17 protein-coding genes and 1 pseudogene are annotated in these 14,898 nt (G+C 68.8%); 10 read left to right on the top strand and 8 right to left on the bottom strand.

All coding sequences use genetic code 11. The features are described 5' to 3' along the window. The first annotated feature begins 12 nt into the window (after positions 1 to 12). The 8 genes and pseudogenes from T398_RS01320 (at position 13) to T398_RS01355 (ending at position 5,467) form a co-directional block, all read left to right on the top strand. Positions 13 to 1,884 carry a pectate lyase-like domain-containing protein gene (locus tag T398_RS01320; RefSeq protein WP_496443666.1) on the top strand — a complete coding sequence of 624 codons (1,872 nt, stop codon included), beginning with the start codon at positions 13 to 15 and terminating at the stop codon, positions 1,882 to 1,884. Positions 1,885 to 1,963: 79 nt separating this feature from the next. Beyond that, a complete protein-coding gene (locus T398_RS01325; protein ID WP_496443668.1) occupies positions 1,964 to 2,344 on the top strand; it encodes an ArsR/SmtB family transcription factor in 381 nt (126 codons plus the stop codon). Beyond that, positions 2,341 to 3,054, top strand: coding sequence for a cation efflux transmembrane domain-containing protein (locus T398_RS01330; protein ID WP_496443670.1), 714 nt, complete (start codon positions 2,341 to 2,343; stop codon positions 3,052 to 3,054). The genes T398_RS01325 and T398_RS01330 overlap by 4 nt, the downstream gene beginning before the upstream one ends. A gap of 59 nt (positions 3,055 to 3,113) precedes the next feature. Beyond that, the gene (locus T398_RS01335; protein WP_496443672.1) at positions 3,114 to 3,401 is read left to right on the top strand and encodes a type II toxin-antitoxin system TacA family antitoxin; all 288 of its coding nucleotides are present in this window, start codon (positions 3,114 to 3,116) and stop codon (positions 3,399 to 3,401) included. After that, positions 3,398 to 3,919 (top strand): GNAT family N-acetyltransferase, encoded by a 522-nt coding sequence (locus T398_RS01340; protein WP_496443674.1) that lies wholly within the window; start codon positions 3,398 to 3,400, stop codon positions 3,917 to 3,919. Before T398_RS01335 ends, T398_RS01340 begins: the two co-directional genes overlap by 4 nt. Before the next feature lie 246 nt (positions 3,920 to 4,165). Continuing rightward, positions 4,166 to 4,687 carry a tetratricopeptide repeat protein gene (locus T398_RS01345; RefSeq protein WP_496443676.1) on the top strand — a complete coding sequence of 174 codons (522 nt, stop codon included), beginning with the start codon at positions 4,166 to 4,168 and terminating at the stop codon, positions 4,685 to 4,687. Between the two features lie 161 nt (positions 4,688 to 4,848). After that, positions 4,849 to 4,977: pseudogene (locus T398_RS01350) on the top strand (hypothetical protein); the annotation flags it as partial. A gap of 247 nt (positions 4,978 to 5,224) precedes the next feature. Then, positions 5,225 to 5,467 (top strand): DUF7660 family protein, encoded by a 243-nt coding sequence (locus tag T398_RS01355; RefSeq protein ID WP_496443678.1) that lies wholly within the window; start codon positions 5,225 to 5,227, stop codon positions 5,465 to 5,467. A gap of 284 nt (positions 5,468 to 5,751) precedes the next feature. Here T398_RS01355 and T398_RS01360 read toward each other — a convergent pair whose 3' ends face one another. Continuing rightward, complete coding sequence (locus tag T398_RS01360; protein WP_252299639.1) at positions 5,752 to 6,069, bottom strand: helix-turn-helix domain-containing protein; 318 nt, start codon at positions 6,067 to 6,069, stop codon at positions 5,752 to 5,754. Continuing rightward, entirely contained in the window at positions 6,066 to 6,431 is a 366-nt protein-coding gene (locus T398_RS01365; RefSeq protein ID WP_496443680.1) for a type II toxin-antitoxin system RelE/ParE family toxin, read from the bottom strand. The genes T398_RS01360 and T398_RS01365 overlap by 4 nt, the downstream gene beginning before the upstream one ends. Positions 6,432 to 6,859: 428 nt before the next feature. On the opposite strand from T398_RS01365, the gene T398_RS01370 reads away from it, so the two are divergent. Both T398_RS01370 and T398_RS01375 read left to right on the top strand, forming a co-directional pair. Further along, entirely contained in the window at positions 6,860 to 7,159 is a 300-nt protein-coding gene (locus T398_RS01370; protein WP_358035309.1) for a type II toxin-antitoxin system Phd/YefM family antitoxin, read from the top strand. Continuing rightward, positions 7,156 to 7,398, top strand: coding sequence for a type II toxin-antitoxin system RelE family toxin (locus tag T398_RS01375; protein WP_496443683.1), 243 nt, complete (start codon positions 7,156 to 7,158; stop codon positions 7,396 to 7,398). Before T398_RS01370 ends, T398_RS01375 begins: the two co-directional genes overlap by 4 nt. A gap of 378 nt (positions 7,399 to 7,776) precedes the next feature. On the opposite strand, the gene T398_RS01380 is transcribed toward T398_RS01375, so the two are convergent. The 6 genes from T398_RS01380 to T398_RS01405 form a co-directional block, all read right to left on the bottom strand. Beyond that, on the bottom strand, positions 7,777 to 8,799 hold the full coding sequence (locus T398_RS01380) for an ABC transporter ATP-binding protein (RefSeq protein ID WP_496443685.1): 1,023 nt from the start codon (positions 8,797 to 8,799) through the stop codon (positions 7,777 to 7,779). Then, a complete protein-coding gene (locus T398_RS01385) occupies positions 8,796 to 9,785 on the bottom strand; it encodes an ABC transporter ATP-binding protein (protein WP_496443687.1) in 990 nt (329 codons plus the stop codon). The genes T398_RS01380 and T398_RS01385 overlap by 4 nt, the downstream gene beginning before the upstream one ends. Continuing rightward, positions 9,782 to 10,663: an ABC transporter permease gene (locus T398_RS01390; RefSeq protein ID WP_496443689.1), complete on the bottom strand. Its 882-nt coding sequence runs from the start codon at positions 10,661 to 10,663 to the stop codon at positions 9,782 to 9,784. The genes T398_RS01385 and T398_RS01390 overlap by 4 nt, the downstream gene beginning before the upstream one ends. Next, on the bottom strand, positions 10,660 to 11,604 hold the full coding sequence (locus T398_RS01395) for an ABC transporter permease (protein WP_496443690.1): 945 nt from the start codon (positions 11,602 to 11,604) through the stop codon (positions 10,660 to 10,662). The genes T398_RS01390 and T398_RS01395 overlap by 4 nt, the downstream gene beginning before the upstream one ends. A gap of 49 nt (positions 11,605 to 11,653) precedes the next feature. Beyond that, positions 11,654 to 13,186 carry an ABC transporter substrate-binding protein gene (locus tag T398_RS01400; protein WP_496443692.1) on the bottom strand — a complete coding sequence of 511 codons (1,533 nt, stop codon included), beginning with the start codon at positions 13,184 to 13,186 and terminating at the stop codon, positions 11,654 to 11,656. Positions 13,187 to 13,292: 106 nt separating this feature from the next. Continuing rightward, positions 13,293 to 14,738 carry a glucose-6-phosphate dehydrogenase gene (locus T398_RS01405; RefSeq protein ID WP_496443694.1) on the bottom strand — a complete coding sequence of 482 codons (1,446 nt, stop codon included), beginning with the start codon at positions 14,736 to 14,738 and terminating at the stop codon, positions 13,293 to 13,295. Between the last annotated feature and the right edge of the window lie 160 nt (positions 14,739 to 14,898).

The raw sequence follows: 14,898 nt of genomic DNA on the forward strand, positions 1-14,898 counted from the left end.
GAGGACGAACGCATGACCCTTCCCCACCCACGACGACGCGTACGCCGAGCCCTCGGGCTCAGCCTCGCGCTGATGGTCGCCGTCACCGCCGCCGCCCCCGGCGCCGCCAGCGCCGGCGGCCCCCGCCCCGGCACCCCCGACTTCGGCCCCAACGTGACGATCTTCAGTCCGGAGACGCCCCTCGACGAGATCCAGGCCACCATGGATGCGCGGCACGCAGCGCAGGTGGATGACGAGATGGGCACCGACCGGCACGCCTACCTCTTCCTGCCGGGCGACTACGGCAGCGCCGACCAGCCGTTGCAGGTGAAGCTCGGCTACTACACCCAGGTCTCCGGCCTCGGCGCCACCCCCACCGACGTCCAGATCAACGGAAAGATCGAGGTCTACAACCGCTGCCTCGACGACGAGGGCACCAGCAACTGTCTCGCGCTGGTCAACTTCTGGCGCACCGTGTCCAACCTGGCACTGCGCATTGACCCCGCCGGGCAGGACGACTGCCGCTCCTCGGCGAACTTCTGGGCGGTGTCGCAGGCGGTGTCGATGCGCCGCCTCGACGTCAGCGGCGGCACCCTGTCCCTGATGGACTACTGCACCGCCGGCCCGCAGTACGCCAGCGGCGGGTTCATCGCCGACTCCCGGCTTCCCGAGGTCGTCAACGGCTCGCAGCAGCAGTGGTTGACCCGCAACAGCGAGATCGACAGCTGGTCCAACGGCGTCTGGAACCAGGTCTTCTCGGGCGTCGAGGGCGCACCGGACGACGACAGCTTCCCCGACCCGCCGTACACGACACTCGACACCACCCCGGTGAGCCGGGAGAAGCCGTACCTCTTCGTCGATGATCGGGGTCGCTACCAGGTACGGGTGCCGGCCGCTCGCCGCGACACCCGGGGCGTCTCCTGGGCGACGGGCCCCACCCCCGGCCGGACCATCCCGATCCGCGACTTCCACATCGCGCGTCCGGGTGAATCCGTGCGGACGATCAACCGGGAGTTGGCGCGGGGCAAGCACCTCCTACTCACCCCCGGCCGGTACGACATCGCCCGCAGCATCGAGATCCGCCGGCCGGACACGGTCGTCCTCGGGCTGGGGCACGCCACCCTGACCGCCGCGGACGGCGCCACGCCGCTCAACGTCGCCGGTGTTCCCGGTGTCGTGGTGGCGGGGGTGACCATCGACGCGGGGCTCCACGAATCGCCGGTCCTGCTCCGGGTCGGCAAACGGCACGGACGCAACCACAGCACCCCGCGGAACCCGATCACGCTCTCGGACGTGTACTTCCGGGTCGGTGGGCCCCACATCGGCCGCACCCACACCGCCCTCGAGATCAACGCCGACGACGTGTTGATCGACCACACCTGGGTGTGGCGGGGCGACCACGGCGTGGAGGACTTCACCGAGGGGGTCAAGGGCGACACCGACCGCTGGCGCACCAACACCGGGCGGTACGGCGCGATCATCAACGGCGACCGGGTAACCGCCACCGGCCTCTTCGTCGAGCACTTCCAGCGCCACAACACGGTGTGGAACGGCGAGCATGGCACCACGATCCTCTACCAGAACGAGCTGCCCTACGACCCACCGACGCAGGCCGACTGGATGAAGGGCGAGGTGCAGGGTTGGGCCGGCTACAAGGTCAACGACCGGGTACGGCACCACACGCTCTACGGCGGCGGGGTGTACGTGTACAACCGGAACAACCCGTCGATCCACACCGAGAACGGCTTCGAGGTGCCCAACCGCCCCGGAGTGCGGCTCCATCGCGTGATGACCGTCAACCTGAACGCCGGCACGATCGACCATGTGGTCAACGGGATCGGCGCGGCAGCCGACACCACCCGCGTCGGCCAGCCGGTCTATCTCACCGAATATCCGGTCGACTGATCCCTCGCCGCTGACCGCCGGTCACGGGTCGCGCTGCGCCAACCAGGGCACCGCGACCCGTGCCGGCCACGACAGAGTGATGCACCAGCGGTGCTATCATCGCTACGTGGCGATTGATTCCTCTCCTGGGCTCGCACCGGCCGTCGCGCTGTTCCGGTCCCTCGGCGACCCGGCCCGGCTGGCCATCCTGCACCGGCTCACCCACGGTGAGGCCCGGGTGGTGGACCTGACCCGCGAGCTACAACTGGCGCAGTCGACCGTCTCGAAACACCTCTCCTGCCTGCGCGACTGTCAACTGATCGACTTCCGGGTCGAGGGCCGCCAGTCGTTCTACGCGCTGGCCCGGCCGGAGCTGCCCGTCCTGCTGCGCTCGGCGGAACAGCTCCTCGCCGCCACCGGCGAAGCAGTCGCCCTCTGCCCGACATACGGCTCGTCCACGGATCGAGGAGAGCACGCGTGACCGCCTCCACCCTGACCCCCCAGCGACGTGCGCTCCTGTCCCGCCGCAGCCTCTGGCTGGCCTACGCCACCGCCGGATACAACCTCCTGGAGGGTTTGATCGCGATCGCCGCCGGCGCGGCGGCCTCCTCCACCGCGCTGATCGGCTTCGGCCTCGACTCGTTCGTCGAGGTGTCCAGCGCGGCCGTGGTCATCTGGCAGTTCCGCTCCCGGGTCCCGGAGGAGCGGGAACGGCTGGCGCTGCGACTGATCGGTGTCTCGTTCTTCGCCCTGGCCGCCTGGATCACCGTCGACGCCGGGCGCGCGCTACTCAGCGACGGAGACGCCAGCCCCAGCCCGGTCGGCATCGGCCTCGCCGTCGCCTCGCTGATCGTCATGCCCCTGCTGGTCCGCGCCAAGCGACGCACCGGCCGGGAACTCGGCTCGGCCACCGTCATGGCCGACTCCACCCAGACCGCGCTCTGCACGTACCTCTCCGCGGTGCTCCTCGTGGGCCTGCTTCTCAACGCCGGGCTCGGCTGGTCCTGGGCAGACCCGATCGCCGCGCTCGTCATCGCGGCCGTCGCGGTGCGGGAAGGGATCGCGGCGTGGCGGGGTGACCAGTGCGACGACTGCGCGCCGCCCACCCACGCCGCCACCGCCGCCACCGCTGACCCGGCACCGAGCTGCACCGACGGATGCCAACCCGACGCGGCCGCACCCCAGTCATAGTCGAGGTCAGCCAGCAGGCACACAGCTTGCCGGGCGTACTTTGTGCGTACAATCGGGTGATGAGTGCGAAGGCGGAGCGGCTGCACCTGCGGGTGGATGCCGAGCAGAAGGCGCTGTTGGAGGCGGCTAGTCAGGCCGCTGGCGCGAGCGTGTCGATGTTCGTGCTGAAGGCGGCCACCGACGCGGCGGCTGATGTGCTCGCCGATCGGCGAGCGTTTCTGCTGGACGAGGACGCGTGGCGGGTGTTCGACGAGGCGCTGGAGCGCCCGGCCCAGGATGTCGCAGGCCTGCGTGATCTGCTGACCGGGCCGACGGCTCTGGACAACCCTGGTGAGGCGCAGCGGTGAACTCGCGTTTCTCGCCGGTCGAGCCGCTGTCGGCCACACATGTGGTGACCGGCTTCGACTGCGGCTCACCGGCCCAGTCCGTCTGGCTGGCCGAGCACGCACTGCAGGCGCACCGGGCCGGGCTGTCCCGCGTGTACGTCGTCGGCGACGCCGATCGCCCGGATCGCCGGGTGATCGGCTACTACGCTCTCGCGGCGGGCAGCGTCGCCCCGGCTGACGCCTCTCCGCGGTTACGCCAGGGTGCCGGCCGCTACCACCAGCCCGTGGTGATCCTGACCCGCCTCGGCGTCGATCGCAGCGCCCAGGGCGCCGGCCTCGGACGCGCCCTCGTCGTCGACGCGCTGCGACGGATCGCCACCGCGGCCGAGGTCATCGGTGTGCGGGCGGTGCTCATCCACTGCGAGACCGACGCCGCCCGCGACTTCTATCTGCGCCTGGCCAAGTTTGAGCCGAGTCCGACAGATCCGATGCACCTGCTGCTGTTGATGAAGGACCTCCGCCGGGCGCTTGGCGGGTAGCGTGCGTTGGAGGGTGGCGAGTTCTTCGGTGGCTTGCCAGGCGGCGGCGGTGTCCCTATCCATGAAGGCGTCGACGATCTTGCCCCTGGGCGGGGCGTCGGTTGGTTCGTAGGCCAGGCGAAGAACCGGTGATACAACGGCCCTGTCGTAGTGGTGGGCATGTCCACGCACGCCTCGACAAAGAACTGGGTGAGGTAGAGCATCAGCGACACCCGCGCGCCGGCGAACTCGGCCAACAGTTGACGTTTGCGGGTCAGACACGGCCATACCTGTCCGCACCCGGCGCACGTCCATACAGGACGAACTGGTAAATGCATCGTCATCGCTGGCACCCTTTCAGCCAACACCACCCGCCGCGCCCTCGACGCCGTCAACGACGCCTACAACCAACACGCCGACAGCGTGGCCGAACCCGAATGGGTGTACTGGCTCAACCAGACCGAGATCGACGTCATGGCCGCCCGCTGCCTCATCGAACTCGGCACCCCAGCCGCCGCCGAACCCCTGCTCACCCAAGCACTCGCCGGCTACAACCACGACCACACCCGCGAAGTCGCCCTCTACCAAACCTGGCTCGCCGAGGGCCACACAAGAGCCGGCAACCTCGACGCCGCCCGCGCCGTCCTACGCCGCATCGACACCACCGCCATCGACGCCGGCTCCACCCGCCTTCACCGCCGCATCACCGCCGTCGACCGCCTCATCAACCGCCGCGCACAGAAGAAGAAACCCGCCAACACCAACAGCACCAGACGACCGACCGAGTAGACACCCCAGCCCGTCGCCCCGCGCAGCCCGACGTGCCCCCACGTTGCTGTCACGACTGCTGTCAAACCGCCCACAAACGATGAACCGCCGACGAGCGGTTGAGCGAAGCCCAGCTCACCGCCAAGATCGAACCCATGACAACACCGCAGCCACCGTAGCAAGGCCACACGTACTATGTGGTGGCCGGCAACACGCCGGTCCTCGTACATAACTGCAATACCATCGATGCGTCCAATGTTAGGTTACCAAAGATAGCGCTGGTAGCCGTTTTAAGGATGGAAGGCCGGTAGCAGATCTCGCCAATGGGCTTGCGGACGGCAGCGTCGATCCGATGATCCTGCCGCCGATTAAGATTTTCCGTGGGGAGGGTGGCGAATTTTCTCCCTCGACAACCGTCGACTCTTTGCTGGACAGTATGCCGGTGTGAAGTTGCCGTATCAGTGGGCTACCAAGGCTGATGATCGCGCGTCGGGACATGACCTACGTTGATGATGGTCAGAGTAGCAGGATCCGTGGGGAAGGCTGGTGGAGCAACGGGTGAGTGAGTCGGATTCGATCCGCCCCGGCAAGGATACTGTCGTCGCATTTCTAGGCGATTTATCGCGGGAGCTAGACGAAGGGGCGGATTGGGAGAACGATACTCTGAGTCGATACTTGGAGGCGCTTGGCGCACTCCTGGATTCGATTGAGAACACCTATATCAATAATGGTGAACCTGTGCCTCAAGACCCGTGGGAACTAATGATCAGAGCGCTCAAGGGGGCTCGGCACTACGAGTAACTGTCAGTGACCGGTGGCGTGCGGGGGCTGTCAGTGGTGATGCGTGTTGCCGTCACGGTAGCCGTCAGCTCGGCGCAGCCATTCAAGAACATCGTCATAGTGATGCGTTGATTGATCCGCTCGGCGAGGAGGCTCGCTGCCTTTGGTGGCGGTTCAGCGTTGATGGGCGTGCGCGCGGGGCCGTAGGCCTGTAGCGCGTGCGCGCGGCCCGGCCTTGCGCCGGGCCGCCTTCTTGATCCTGTAGAGCAGTTTTGAGCCAGTCGGATCTTGGCGTGCTGGTTGAGCTATGCGATGGCGGCGATGTCGCCGTCGTCAAAGTAGATGGCTTGGTGCAGGCGTCCGCCGAGGGCGGCGGCGTAGCGGGCAACGACGTCCTGGCCGGAGATCTTGCCCTGTTCGATCTGGGAGACGCGGCCCTTCGTGACGCCCATGCGGTCGGCCACCTGCTGCTGCGTCAGACCCCGCGCGCGGCGTACCTCGGCGAGACGGTGTCCGACCACGGTGGCGAGAAGTTCCTGCTTGCCTTCCTCGACGGCCTGTTCGCCGCCGGCGCGCTCGACGTGGGCGGCGCGGATGTCGCGCCAGCGTGCGTAGCTGCTCATGGCTGTCGGCCCTCCTCCTCGGCGCGTTCCTTCAGGTAGATCTCGTAGCGTTGCTCGGCTAGGGGGACCGCTTCGGTGTACCACTGCTGCCATCGTCCGGCCTTGTCTCCGGCGACAAGCAGGATGCTGGAGCGCCACGGGTCGAAGGCGAACAGGATGCGTACGGTGCCGGGGCGCAGCTCTTTGAGGTTGGCGATCGACGAGCCGTGGATGGTGTCGACCAGCGGCCGGCCGAGCCCGGGGCCAGCTTCGGCGAGCACGTCGATGGCTTGCACGACGCGGGCGTGGATGAGTGGATCGAGGCTGTCCATCCATTCCTGTACCTCGTTGACGAGGTAGATCTCCCACTCGTCAGCAGCCACCAGCGGAGTATAGCATCCGCTATACCAGGGGCGTTGGCGCGAGCTCGATGCATCGACCTGGGAGGACCGGACGGACCTGGGTCGCCTGTGGCGGTCTCTCCAGGTTGCCGTCATCGTCGCCGTCAACACCGACTAGCTTCGATGGGGTGAATCGGCGCCACCCATGAAAGGCCAGGTGAAACGCCATGAAAACATAGGTCACACCGCGTGACAGGCTGAAAACCCCACACGTACTATGTGATAGCCGGCGAAACGCCGGTCCTCGTCCACAACACCTGTTTTTCGACGCGTTATGAAAATACTGGTGATATAGGAAATAACAACTCTTAGCCCAGTGGCTCCGTCGGCGGCGGGTCGCTTGGCCGCGGTCTCGAGGCTGCGACGTTTCCTCCCCGGGCTGAACGGTACCGCGTGGTACGGTATGGTGCATGACGAGGATTACGTTGCGGGAGTTCCGTGATGGCGCGGGTCGGGTGCTGGACGGGGTTGAGCGCACCGGTGAGCCGGTCATCATCACGAAGTACGAGCGGCCGGTGGCCGTGCTGGTCGGTATCGACGAGTGGGAGGAGATTGAGGCGTTCCGGGACCGTCGGGACGCTGCGGTGATCGCTCGTTCCCGTGCCGAGGGTCAGTTCGTGCCACTGTCGGCGGCTCTGGAGTCGCTCGGGGTGGATCCTCGTGAGGTGGAGGCGTTGCTGGCCGACCGGGCCGGCGGTGCGGCGGCGTGAAGGTTCAGATCGACCGGGATGTGCTGGTGTGGCTGCACAAACAGCCCCGCAACGTGTTCCTGACCGTCCTGAGCGCGATCCTCGGCCTGGTCTCCGATTCTGAGCCGCAGAGCTCGACCGAGATGCGCGACGGGTCTGGGCATCGGTTGCGGGTCGGTGACTACCGGGTCCTCTACCGCCTCGACGGCGACGCGTTGACGATCCACGCGGTCGGGCATCGCAAGGACGTCTACTCGTGAACCGCCTGGGTCCGGTGGCCATGTCTGGCCGTAGTGGGCTCGCGGCCAAGGGCCATCCAGGAAGCGGTCGTCCGACGCCGCCGGGGTGCGCTTGAGCCGGCGGGGGTGGTGGCGTCCATCAGGGGGGTGGTCCGGGTCAACGGGCCGCCCTTGTCGCCGGCGTGCGTCGGTGTTGCTGTCATGACTGCTGCCAGCATCGACGACGCCGATAATCACCGGGTAGAACCGTAAGCGAACGTGCAGGCAAGGCCCGTCATCACCTAGCGTAACGCCGCTGCTGGCCCCACATATACCATGTGGTGGCCGGCAACACGCCGGTTCTCGTCTCCACCTGCACGGTCGATCCGCATGAGGACAGGTTCAACCGAATCGCAGCGGTCATGGTGATGAGGCGTTGACGGGCTGCGTACGCATCGCGCGTACCGCCTCGCCGGCGAAGAGGCAGGCCGCCTGGTGCCCGGAGCCGATCTCGACCAGCACCGGGTCGGTCTGGGCGCAGTCAGGTCGGGCCTGCGGGCACCGCGTCCGAAACCGGCAGCCGGTGGGCGGGTCGATCGGGCTCGGGACATCACCGGCCAGGATGATCCGCTGACGGCTCCGCTGCACCGGCGGGTCGGCCACCGGCACCGCCGACAGGAGAGCGGCGGTGTAGGGGTGGGCGGGTTCCCGCCAGATCTGCGCCGGGGTACCGCTCTCCACGATCCGGCCGAGGTACATCACGGCCACCCGATCACTCATGTGCTCGACGGCGGCCAGATCGTGGGCGATGAAGAGGTAGGTCAGCCCGAGCTCTCGCTGCAGCCCGCGGAGCAGGTTCATGATCTGCGCCTGCACACTCAGGTCCAGGGAGGCGATCGGTTCGTCGAGGACGATCAGGTCCGGCTCACCGGCGAGCGCCCGCGCGATGCCCACCCGCTGCCGCTGGCCGCCGGAGAGTTCGTGCGGGTGCCGTTCGGCGAGATCGCGCCGCAGGCCGACCAGGTCGAGCAGTTCGGCTACCCGGTCCCGCCGGGCCGAGCCGCTGGCGGCGAGCCCGTGCACGGCCAACGGCTCGGCGATACTCGCCCCGACGGTGTGCCGCGGGTCGAGGGAGGCCTGCGGATCCTGGAACACCATGGCGACGCGGCGGCGCAGCCGGCGCAACCGCCGCCGCGACCAGCGGGTCACGTCCTGCCCCGCCACCTGGACCGTACCGGCGGTCGGCTCGACCAGGCGCAGCAGCGCCAGCCCGGTCGTCGACTTGCCGCTGCCGGACTCACCGACCAGACCGAGGGTTTCGCCGCGGCGTACCATCAGGGACACCCCGTCCACGGCGTGGACGACCCCCGCCGGGGTCGGGAACCACACCGCCAGGTCAGCCAGCTCAGCGACCGCGTCGGCGGCCACACTCTCCCCGGTCATCGGTCCTCCCCAGTCGGCTGACGCGGATAGAAGGTCCGAACCTGGTGTCCCGCCGCGACCGGCACCAACGGCGGCAACTCCCGCTCGCAGCGACTGTCCCCCCGGACCGAACAGCGAGGCCAGAACGCGCACCCCTCGGGAAGCTCCAGCGGGCTGGGTGGCGTACCCGGGATGGTGACCAGTTCGGTGACGTTCGCGTCCGGGTCCGGTCGCGCCGCGAGCAGCGCGGCGGTGTACGGGTGCGCCGGTTCGGCGAAGACCGCGTCCACTGTCCCCTGCTCGACGATGCGACCGCCGTACATGACAGCCACCGTGTCGGCGAGCCCGGCGACGACACCGAGGTCGTGGCTGATCCAGACGACGGCGGTGCCGAGGCGCCGCTGCAGGTCGGCGACCAGCTCGACGATCTGGGCCTGCGTGGTCACGTCGAGCGCGGTGGTGGGCTCGTCGGCGATCAGCAGATCCGGCTCGCAGACCAGGGCCATGGCGATCACCGCGCGCTGGCGCATCCCACCGGAGAGCTGGTGCGGGTAGGCGTCCACCCGGTCGGCGGCGGAGGGGATGCCGACGAGTTCGAGCATCTCGATGGCGCGGGCCCGGGCGGCCCGCCGGGTCAGCCCGAGGTGGACCTCGCTGGCCTCGCCGATCTGGCGGCCCACGGTCAGCACCGGGTTCAGCGAGGTCATCGGGTCTTGGAAGACGAACCCGACGTGCCGCCCCCGCATCCGCCGGCGACGTGCCGCCGACAGCGTGGCGAGGTCCGTACCGAGTAGCCGGACGTCTCCGGTGACCCGGGCCGTGCGGGGGGCGAGCCCGGTGGCGGCGAGCACGCTCATGCTCTTGCCGCTGCCCGACTCACCGACCAGGGCCAGGGTCTGCCCGGCCCGGACCGACCAGTCGACGCCGGCGACCGCGCGGGCCGCTCCCCGGCGGGTACCGATCGTCACGGTCAGGTCCGCGACGGAGAGCACGGTTTCGTCGGTCATCCGGCGTTCCTCCTCGCCTCGCTGACGGTGAGCTGGCGCGGGTCGAGCACGTCGCGGAGCGCGTCTCCGACCAGGTTGAACGCCAGGACGGTAAGGAAGATCGCCGCACCGGGGAAGAAACCCAGCCACCACGCGTCGGTGACGAATCCGCGCCCGTCGTAGAGCATCCGGCCCCAGGCCGGCTCGGGCGGCTGCACCCCCAACCCGAGGAAGGAGAGCGCCGCCTCGGACAGGATCGCGAAGGCCAGCGAGAGCGACGTCTGGACGATCAGCGGCGCCGCGATGTTGGGCAGCACGTGCCGCCGCATGATCCGCAGATCCGATGCCCCGGTGGCGACTGCCGCCCGGACGAAGACCTGCTCGCGGACGGAGAGCACCCCCGCGCGGGTGACCCGGGCGAAGATCGGGGTGTAGACCACGCCGATCGCGACCATCGCGGTACTCAGGCCCGGCCCCAGGACCGCGACGATGGCCACCGCGAGCAGCAGGACCGGGAACGCGAACAACACGTCCATGCACCGCATGAGTACGTTGTCCAGCCACCCCTGGTAGTAGCCGGCGAACAGCCCCAGCGTGACGCCCGCCAGCAGGGCGATCCCCACGCTGACCGCGCCGACCTGAAGCGAGACGCGGGCGGCGACCAGGACCCGGCTGAGTACGTCCCGACCGAGTTCGTCGGTGCCGAAGGGGTGCGCCCAACTGGGCGGCTGGAGCATCCGGTCGACATCCACCTCGTTGATGCCGGCGGGGGCCAGCCACGACCCGGCCAGGCCCGCCACGACCAGCAGCACGAGCACCACGCCGCCGGTCACGGCCAACGGGTCGCGGATCAGCGCCACCAGCGCCCGGCGCGACGTCGAGTCACCGTTTCCGCTCATCGCACCCGAATCCTCGGATCGAGGCGGGCATAGAGGAGATCCACCAGGAGGTTGACCAACAGGAACAGCACCGCCACGAGCAGGATCGCCCCCTGGAGCACGGGATAGTCCCGGGCCTGCACCGCGTCGTAGGTGAGTCGGCCCACCCCGGGCCAGGCGAAGAGCACCTCGATCACGATCACGCCGCCGAGCAGGCTGGCCAGCTGCACCGCCACGACGGTGACCACCGGGATCAGCGCGTTCCGCAGGACGTGCCGCACCACCACCACGCGGGTGGGCAGCCCCTTCGCCTCGGCGGTGCGGACATAGTCCTCAGCGAGCACCTCCAGCACGGAGGATCGGATGAACCTGGTCAGGATCGACGCGGTGACCAAACCGACCGTGACCGCCGGGAGGAAGACATGCGACGCCCAGCCGGCGGGATCGGTGGTGAGTGCCACGTAACCCGAGGGCGGAAACCAACCCAGCACCCCCGCGAAGAGCAGGATGCCCATGATGCCCATCCAGAAGTCCGGTACCGAGACCCCGAACTGGCTGAACACCCGCGCGGCGTGGTCGAACACCGAGCCGCTCCGCAGGGCCGAGAGCACCCCCAGCGGGAAGGCGACCAGGAGCGCGAAGACGACCGCGGTGATCGCCAGGGAGAGCGTCGCGGGCAGCCGCTCCAGCACGATCGCGGTCACCGGCCGACCGCTGCGGAAGCTGACCCCGAGATCGCCGGTCAGCGCCTGCCCGACGTAGCTGGCGTACTGCACCGGCAGCGGCTGGTCCAGCCCCGCCCGCGAGCGCAGCGCCTCGTACGTCTCGGGGTCGAAGCGGGTGCCGAGCGCCACCCGCACCGGATCGCCGGGGACGAGTTGCAGCAGCAGGAACACCACCAACGTCACGCCGAGCAGGACGATGCCGGACTGGAGCAGCCGGCGCAGGATGAAGCGGGTCACCCGGGGTGACCCGCAAACTCACCGAGTATCACCAGCGAGGTCCCGCCACTCACTGGGCAAGAGCGACGTCGCGGAACCGGATCGCCCGGTCGGCGCGGACCTCGTAGCCGCTGACCTGCGGCGACCAGCCCTGCACCACATCCGGGTTGTAGAGGTAGAGGTAGCTGGCATCGTCGACGATCTGCTTGGCCGCCTGCTCGTACTGCTGCTTCCGCGCGGCCTGGTCGGTTTCGGTCCGGGCCTGGTCGAGCAGGTTGTCCACGGCCGGGTTGCGGTATCCGTGGAAGTTGAAGGTGCCGTCACTGTGGTGCTGGGCGTAGTAGAACTCGTCGGGGTCGATGTTGCCCAGCCACCCGAGCATGAACGAGTCGAAGTTCCCCTTGCCCTGTTCGTCGAGCCACTGGGCGAAGTCCAGCGTACGGATCTTGACAGTGATGCCGATCTCCTCGAGCTGCGCCGCGATGACCTGCGCCGCGGTCACCGTCTCCGGGTACTCGTTGGTGACCATCAGATCCATGGTCAGGTCGCTCCCACCGGCCTTGGCCAGCAGCTGCTTCGCCTGCGCCAGGTCCTGCTGGTACGGCGCGTAGTCGTAGTAGTAGGCGCTGTCCTTCGGAATGGCGGTCTGGTTGACCGTCGCCAGCCCGAACTTGGCGGCCTTGGTGATCGCCGCCCGGTCGAGCGCGAAGGCGACCGCCCGGCGCACGTTCACATCGTCGTAGGGCTTGCGATCCTGGTTGAGAGCCAGGTACCAGTAGTCGCTCGACGCGGCGGCGCGCACGACGAGGTCGTTGTCCTCACGAAGCGCCGGCACCTGCTGCGGCGGCAGGTTGTCGGTCCACTGCACCTCGCCGCTACGCAGGTTCTGCAGGGCCACCGTCGGGTCCTGCACGAAGGTGAAGGTCACCCCGTCCAGCATGGGCTTCGTGCCCCAGTAGTTGTCGTTGCGCACCAGCTTGATGCTGTCCCCGGCGCGGTAGGAGGAGACGACGAACGGGCCGCTACCGATCGGCTCCGTCTTCACCGCCCCGGATTCCACGTTGGATTTCTGGACGATCGCCATTCCCTTGAAGCCACCGAGGCCGGCGAGCAGGTTCGGGGTGGGTGCGGTCAGCTGCACGACGACGGTGCCCGGATCGGGGGCCGTCACCGACTCGACGGTGGCGAACCGGTACGCGGCGTTCAGCTCCTCGTCCATGATCCGGTTGTACGAGTAGACCACGTCCTCGGCGGTGAGCGGGGATCCGTCACTGAAAGTCACCTCCGCACGTAGGGTGAACGTCCAGGTGAGTTGGTCGTCGCTGGTGGTCCACTCGGTCGCCAGGGAGGGCTTCATCGCCAGGTTCGCGTCCGGCTCGACGAGCGTGTCGTAGACGTTCTCGAGCACCTGGAAGCTGGGGTAGGCCGAGGTGTGGTGTGGGTCCAGCTGATCCGGCTCCCCGCTGATCGCGGCGGTGAGGATCCCACCGGCGCCGTTCTGCCCCCCGTCGACCTCGACGCCCTCCCCGGCGCTGCAACCCGCCAGCAGACCGAACGTCAGGGCGAGCGCGACACCGGCCCCCCGGAATCTCTTGCTGGACATGGTCCCCCCTGTGGACTCTTCCCGGCAAAGTGAACGATCATGTGAGTCTCACCCTCGAGCCGGACCATGTCAAAATTTTTGGGCGAATGCCTACCGAGACCGGTGGTCAGCTGTCCGTCGCCGCGCCCGGCACCGGGTCCAGCAGGGAATCCTTCGGGCCCCAACTGCCCGCCGGGTACTCCCGCAGCGGCACCGCCCCCGCCCGCCAGCAGTCGAGCACCGGCTCGATGATCCGCCAGCAGTCCTCAGCGGTGTCCCCCCGGACCGACAGCGTGGGGTCGCCGTCGAAGGCGCCGCGGAGCACCTCCCCGTACGGCGGCAGCCCCCCCGGGCCGAAGTCGGCCACCAGGTGTGCCTGGCCCAGTTCCAACGGGTTCCCGGGACCGTTGATGTTGACGTCGAGGCCGAGCCGGTCCGGGCCGAAGCCGATCCGCAGCCGGTCGGCCTGGTCGTACCCGATCAGTCCGGACGGCACCCGGGGCGGTTGCTTGAACGTGACCACGGCCTCCTTGCGGCGGGCCGCGAGCCCCTTACCGGTACGCAGCCGGAACGGCACGCCGGCCCAGCGCCAGGTGTCGACGCAGAGCACCACCTCGGCGAACGTCTCGGTACCCCGGCTGGGGTCAACACCGGGCTCGTCGGCGTACGCGGGCAGCCGCTTCCCGTTGAGCTCCCCCGCCGCGTACCGACCCCGCCGGCTCCACGTCGCCGGGTCGTCCGCCCACACCCGGGTGGCCCGCAACACCTGCGCCTTCCGGCCCCGCAGGTCCCGGGCGTCGAGGGTGGGCGGGGCGTCCATCGCGATCAGCGCGAGAACCTGGAGCAGGTGACTCTGCACCATGTCGATGAGCGCGCCGGCGCCGTCGTAGTAGCCGGCCCGGCCGGCCAGTCCCAGCGTCTCGTCGAAAACAATGTCCACGCAGGCCACGTGCGCGGAGCTCAGCATCGGTTCGAAGATCCGGTTGGCAAAGCGCAGCCCGAGGATGTTCATCACCGTGGACTTGCCGAGGAAGTGGTCGATGCGGTAGACCTGCTCCTCCGGCACCAGCCGGGCCAGCACCTCATTGAGGGAGCGGGCCGAGACAGCGTCGGTGCCGAAGGGCTTCTCCAACATCAACCGGGTGCCCGGTGGCAGACCGATCCGGGTTAGCGCGGCGGCGGCCTGGGCGGTGATCGCTGGCGGCAACGCGAAGAAGATCACCAGTTGGTCGTGACAGTTCGACAACAGCCGGCGTAGATCCTCCTCCTTCGTCACGTCGGCGGGCAGATAGCAGGTGGTGCGGACCACCTCCTTTACTCGGGGACCCGTCGCGCCCGCCGCGGCGAAGGTATCGGCCACCCGGCGGCGCCAACGCTCGTCATCCCAGTCGTCCGCGCCGCTGCCGAGCAGGGTGAGATTCGGCCGGGCACCGATGGCCACCAGCCGACCCAGACCCGGCAGCAGCAGCCGGTCGGCCAGATCACCGCTCGCCCCCAGCAGGAGCAATGTCTGCGGGCGGTGATCCCCCCGACCGGCGCGGTGACCAGCGGTGGTGGACTGCGAGGTCGTCATACCCCCACCATGCCCTGCCGGGCCGGCCGGTACGGGCTGGTTCGGCCCGGACCGCCCGCCAGTCGCATCAAGGCCCTCCCGGCCTCCGGCTCGACCGGGGGTAACCGAGGTGGGGTCAAGCGTGCGCCGCCCCCGCGAGCGAACCAGCGGGTTCGCTCCC

This window comes from Salinispora goodfellowii (genome assembly GCF_059570675.1).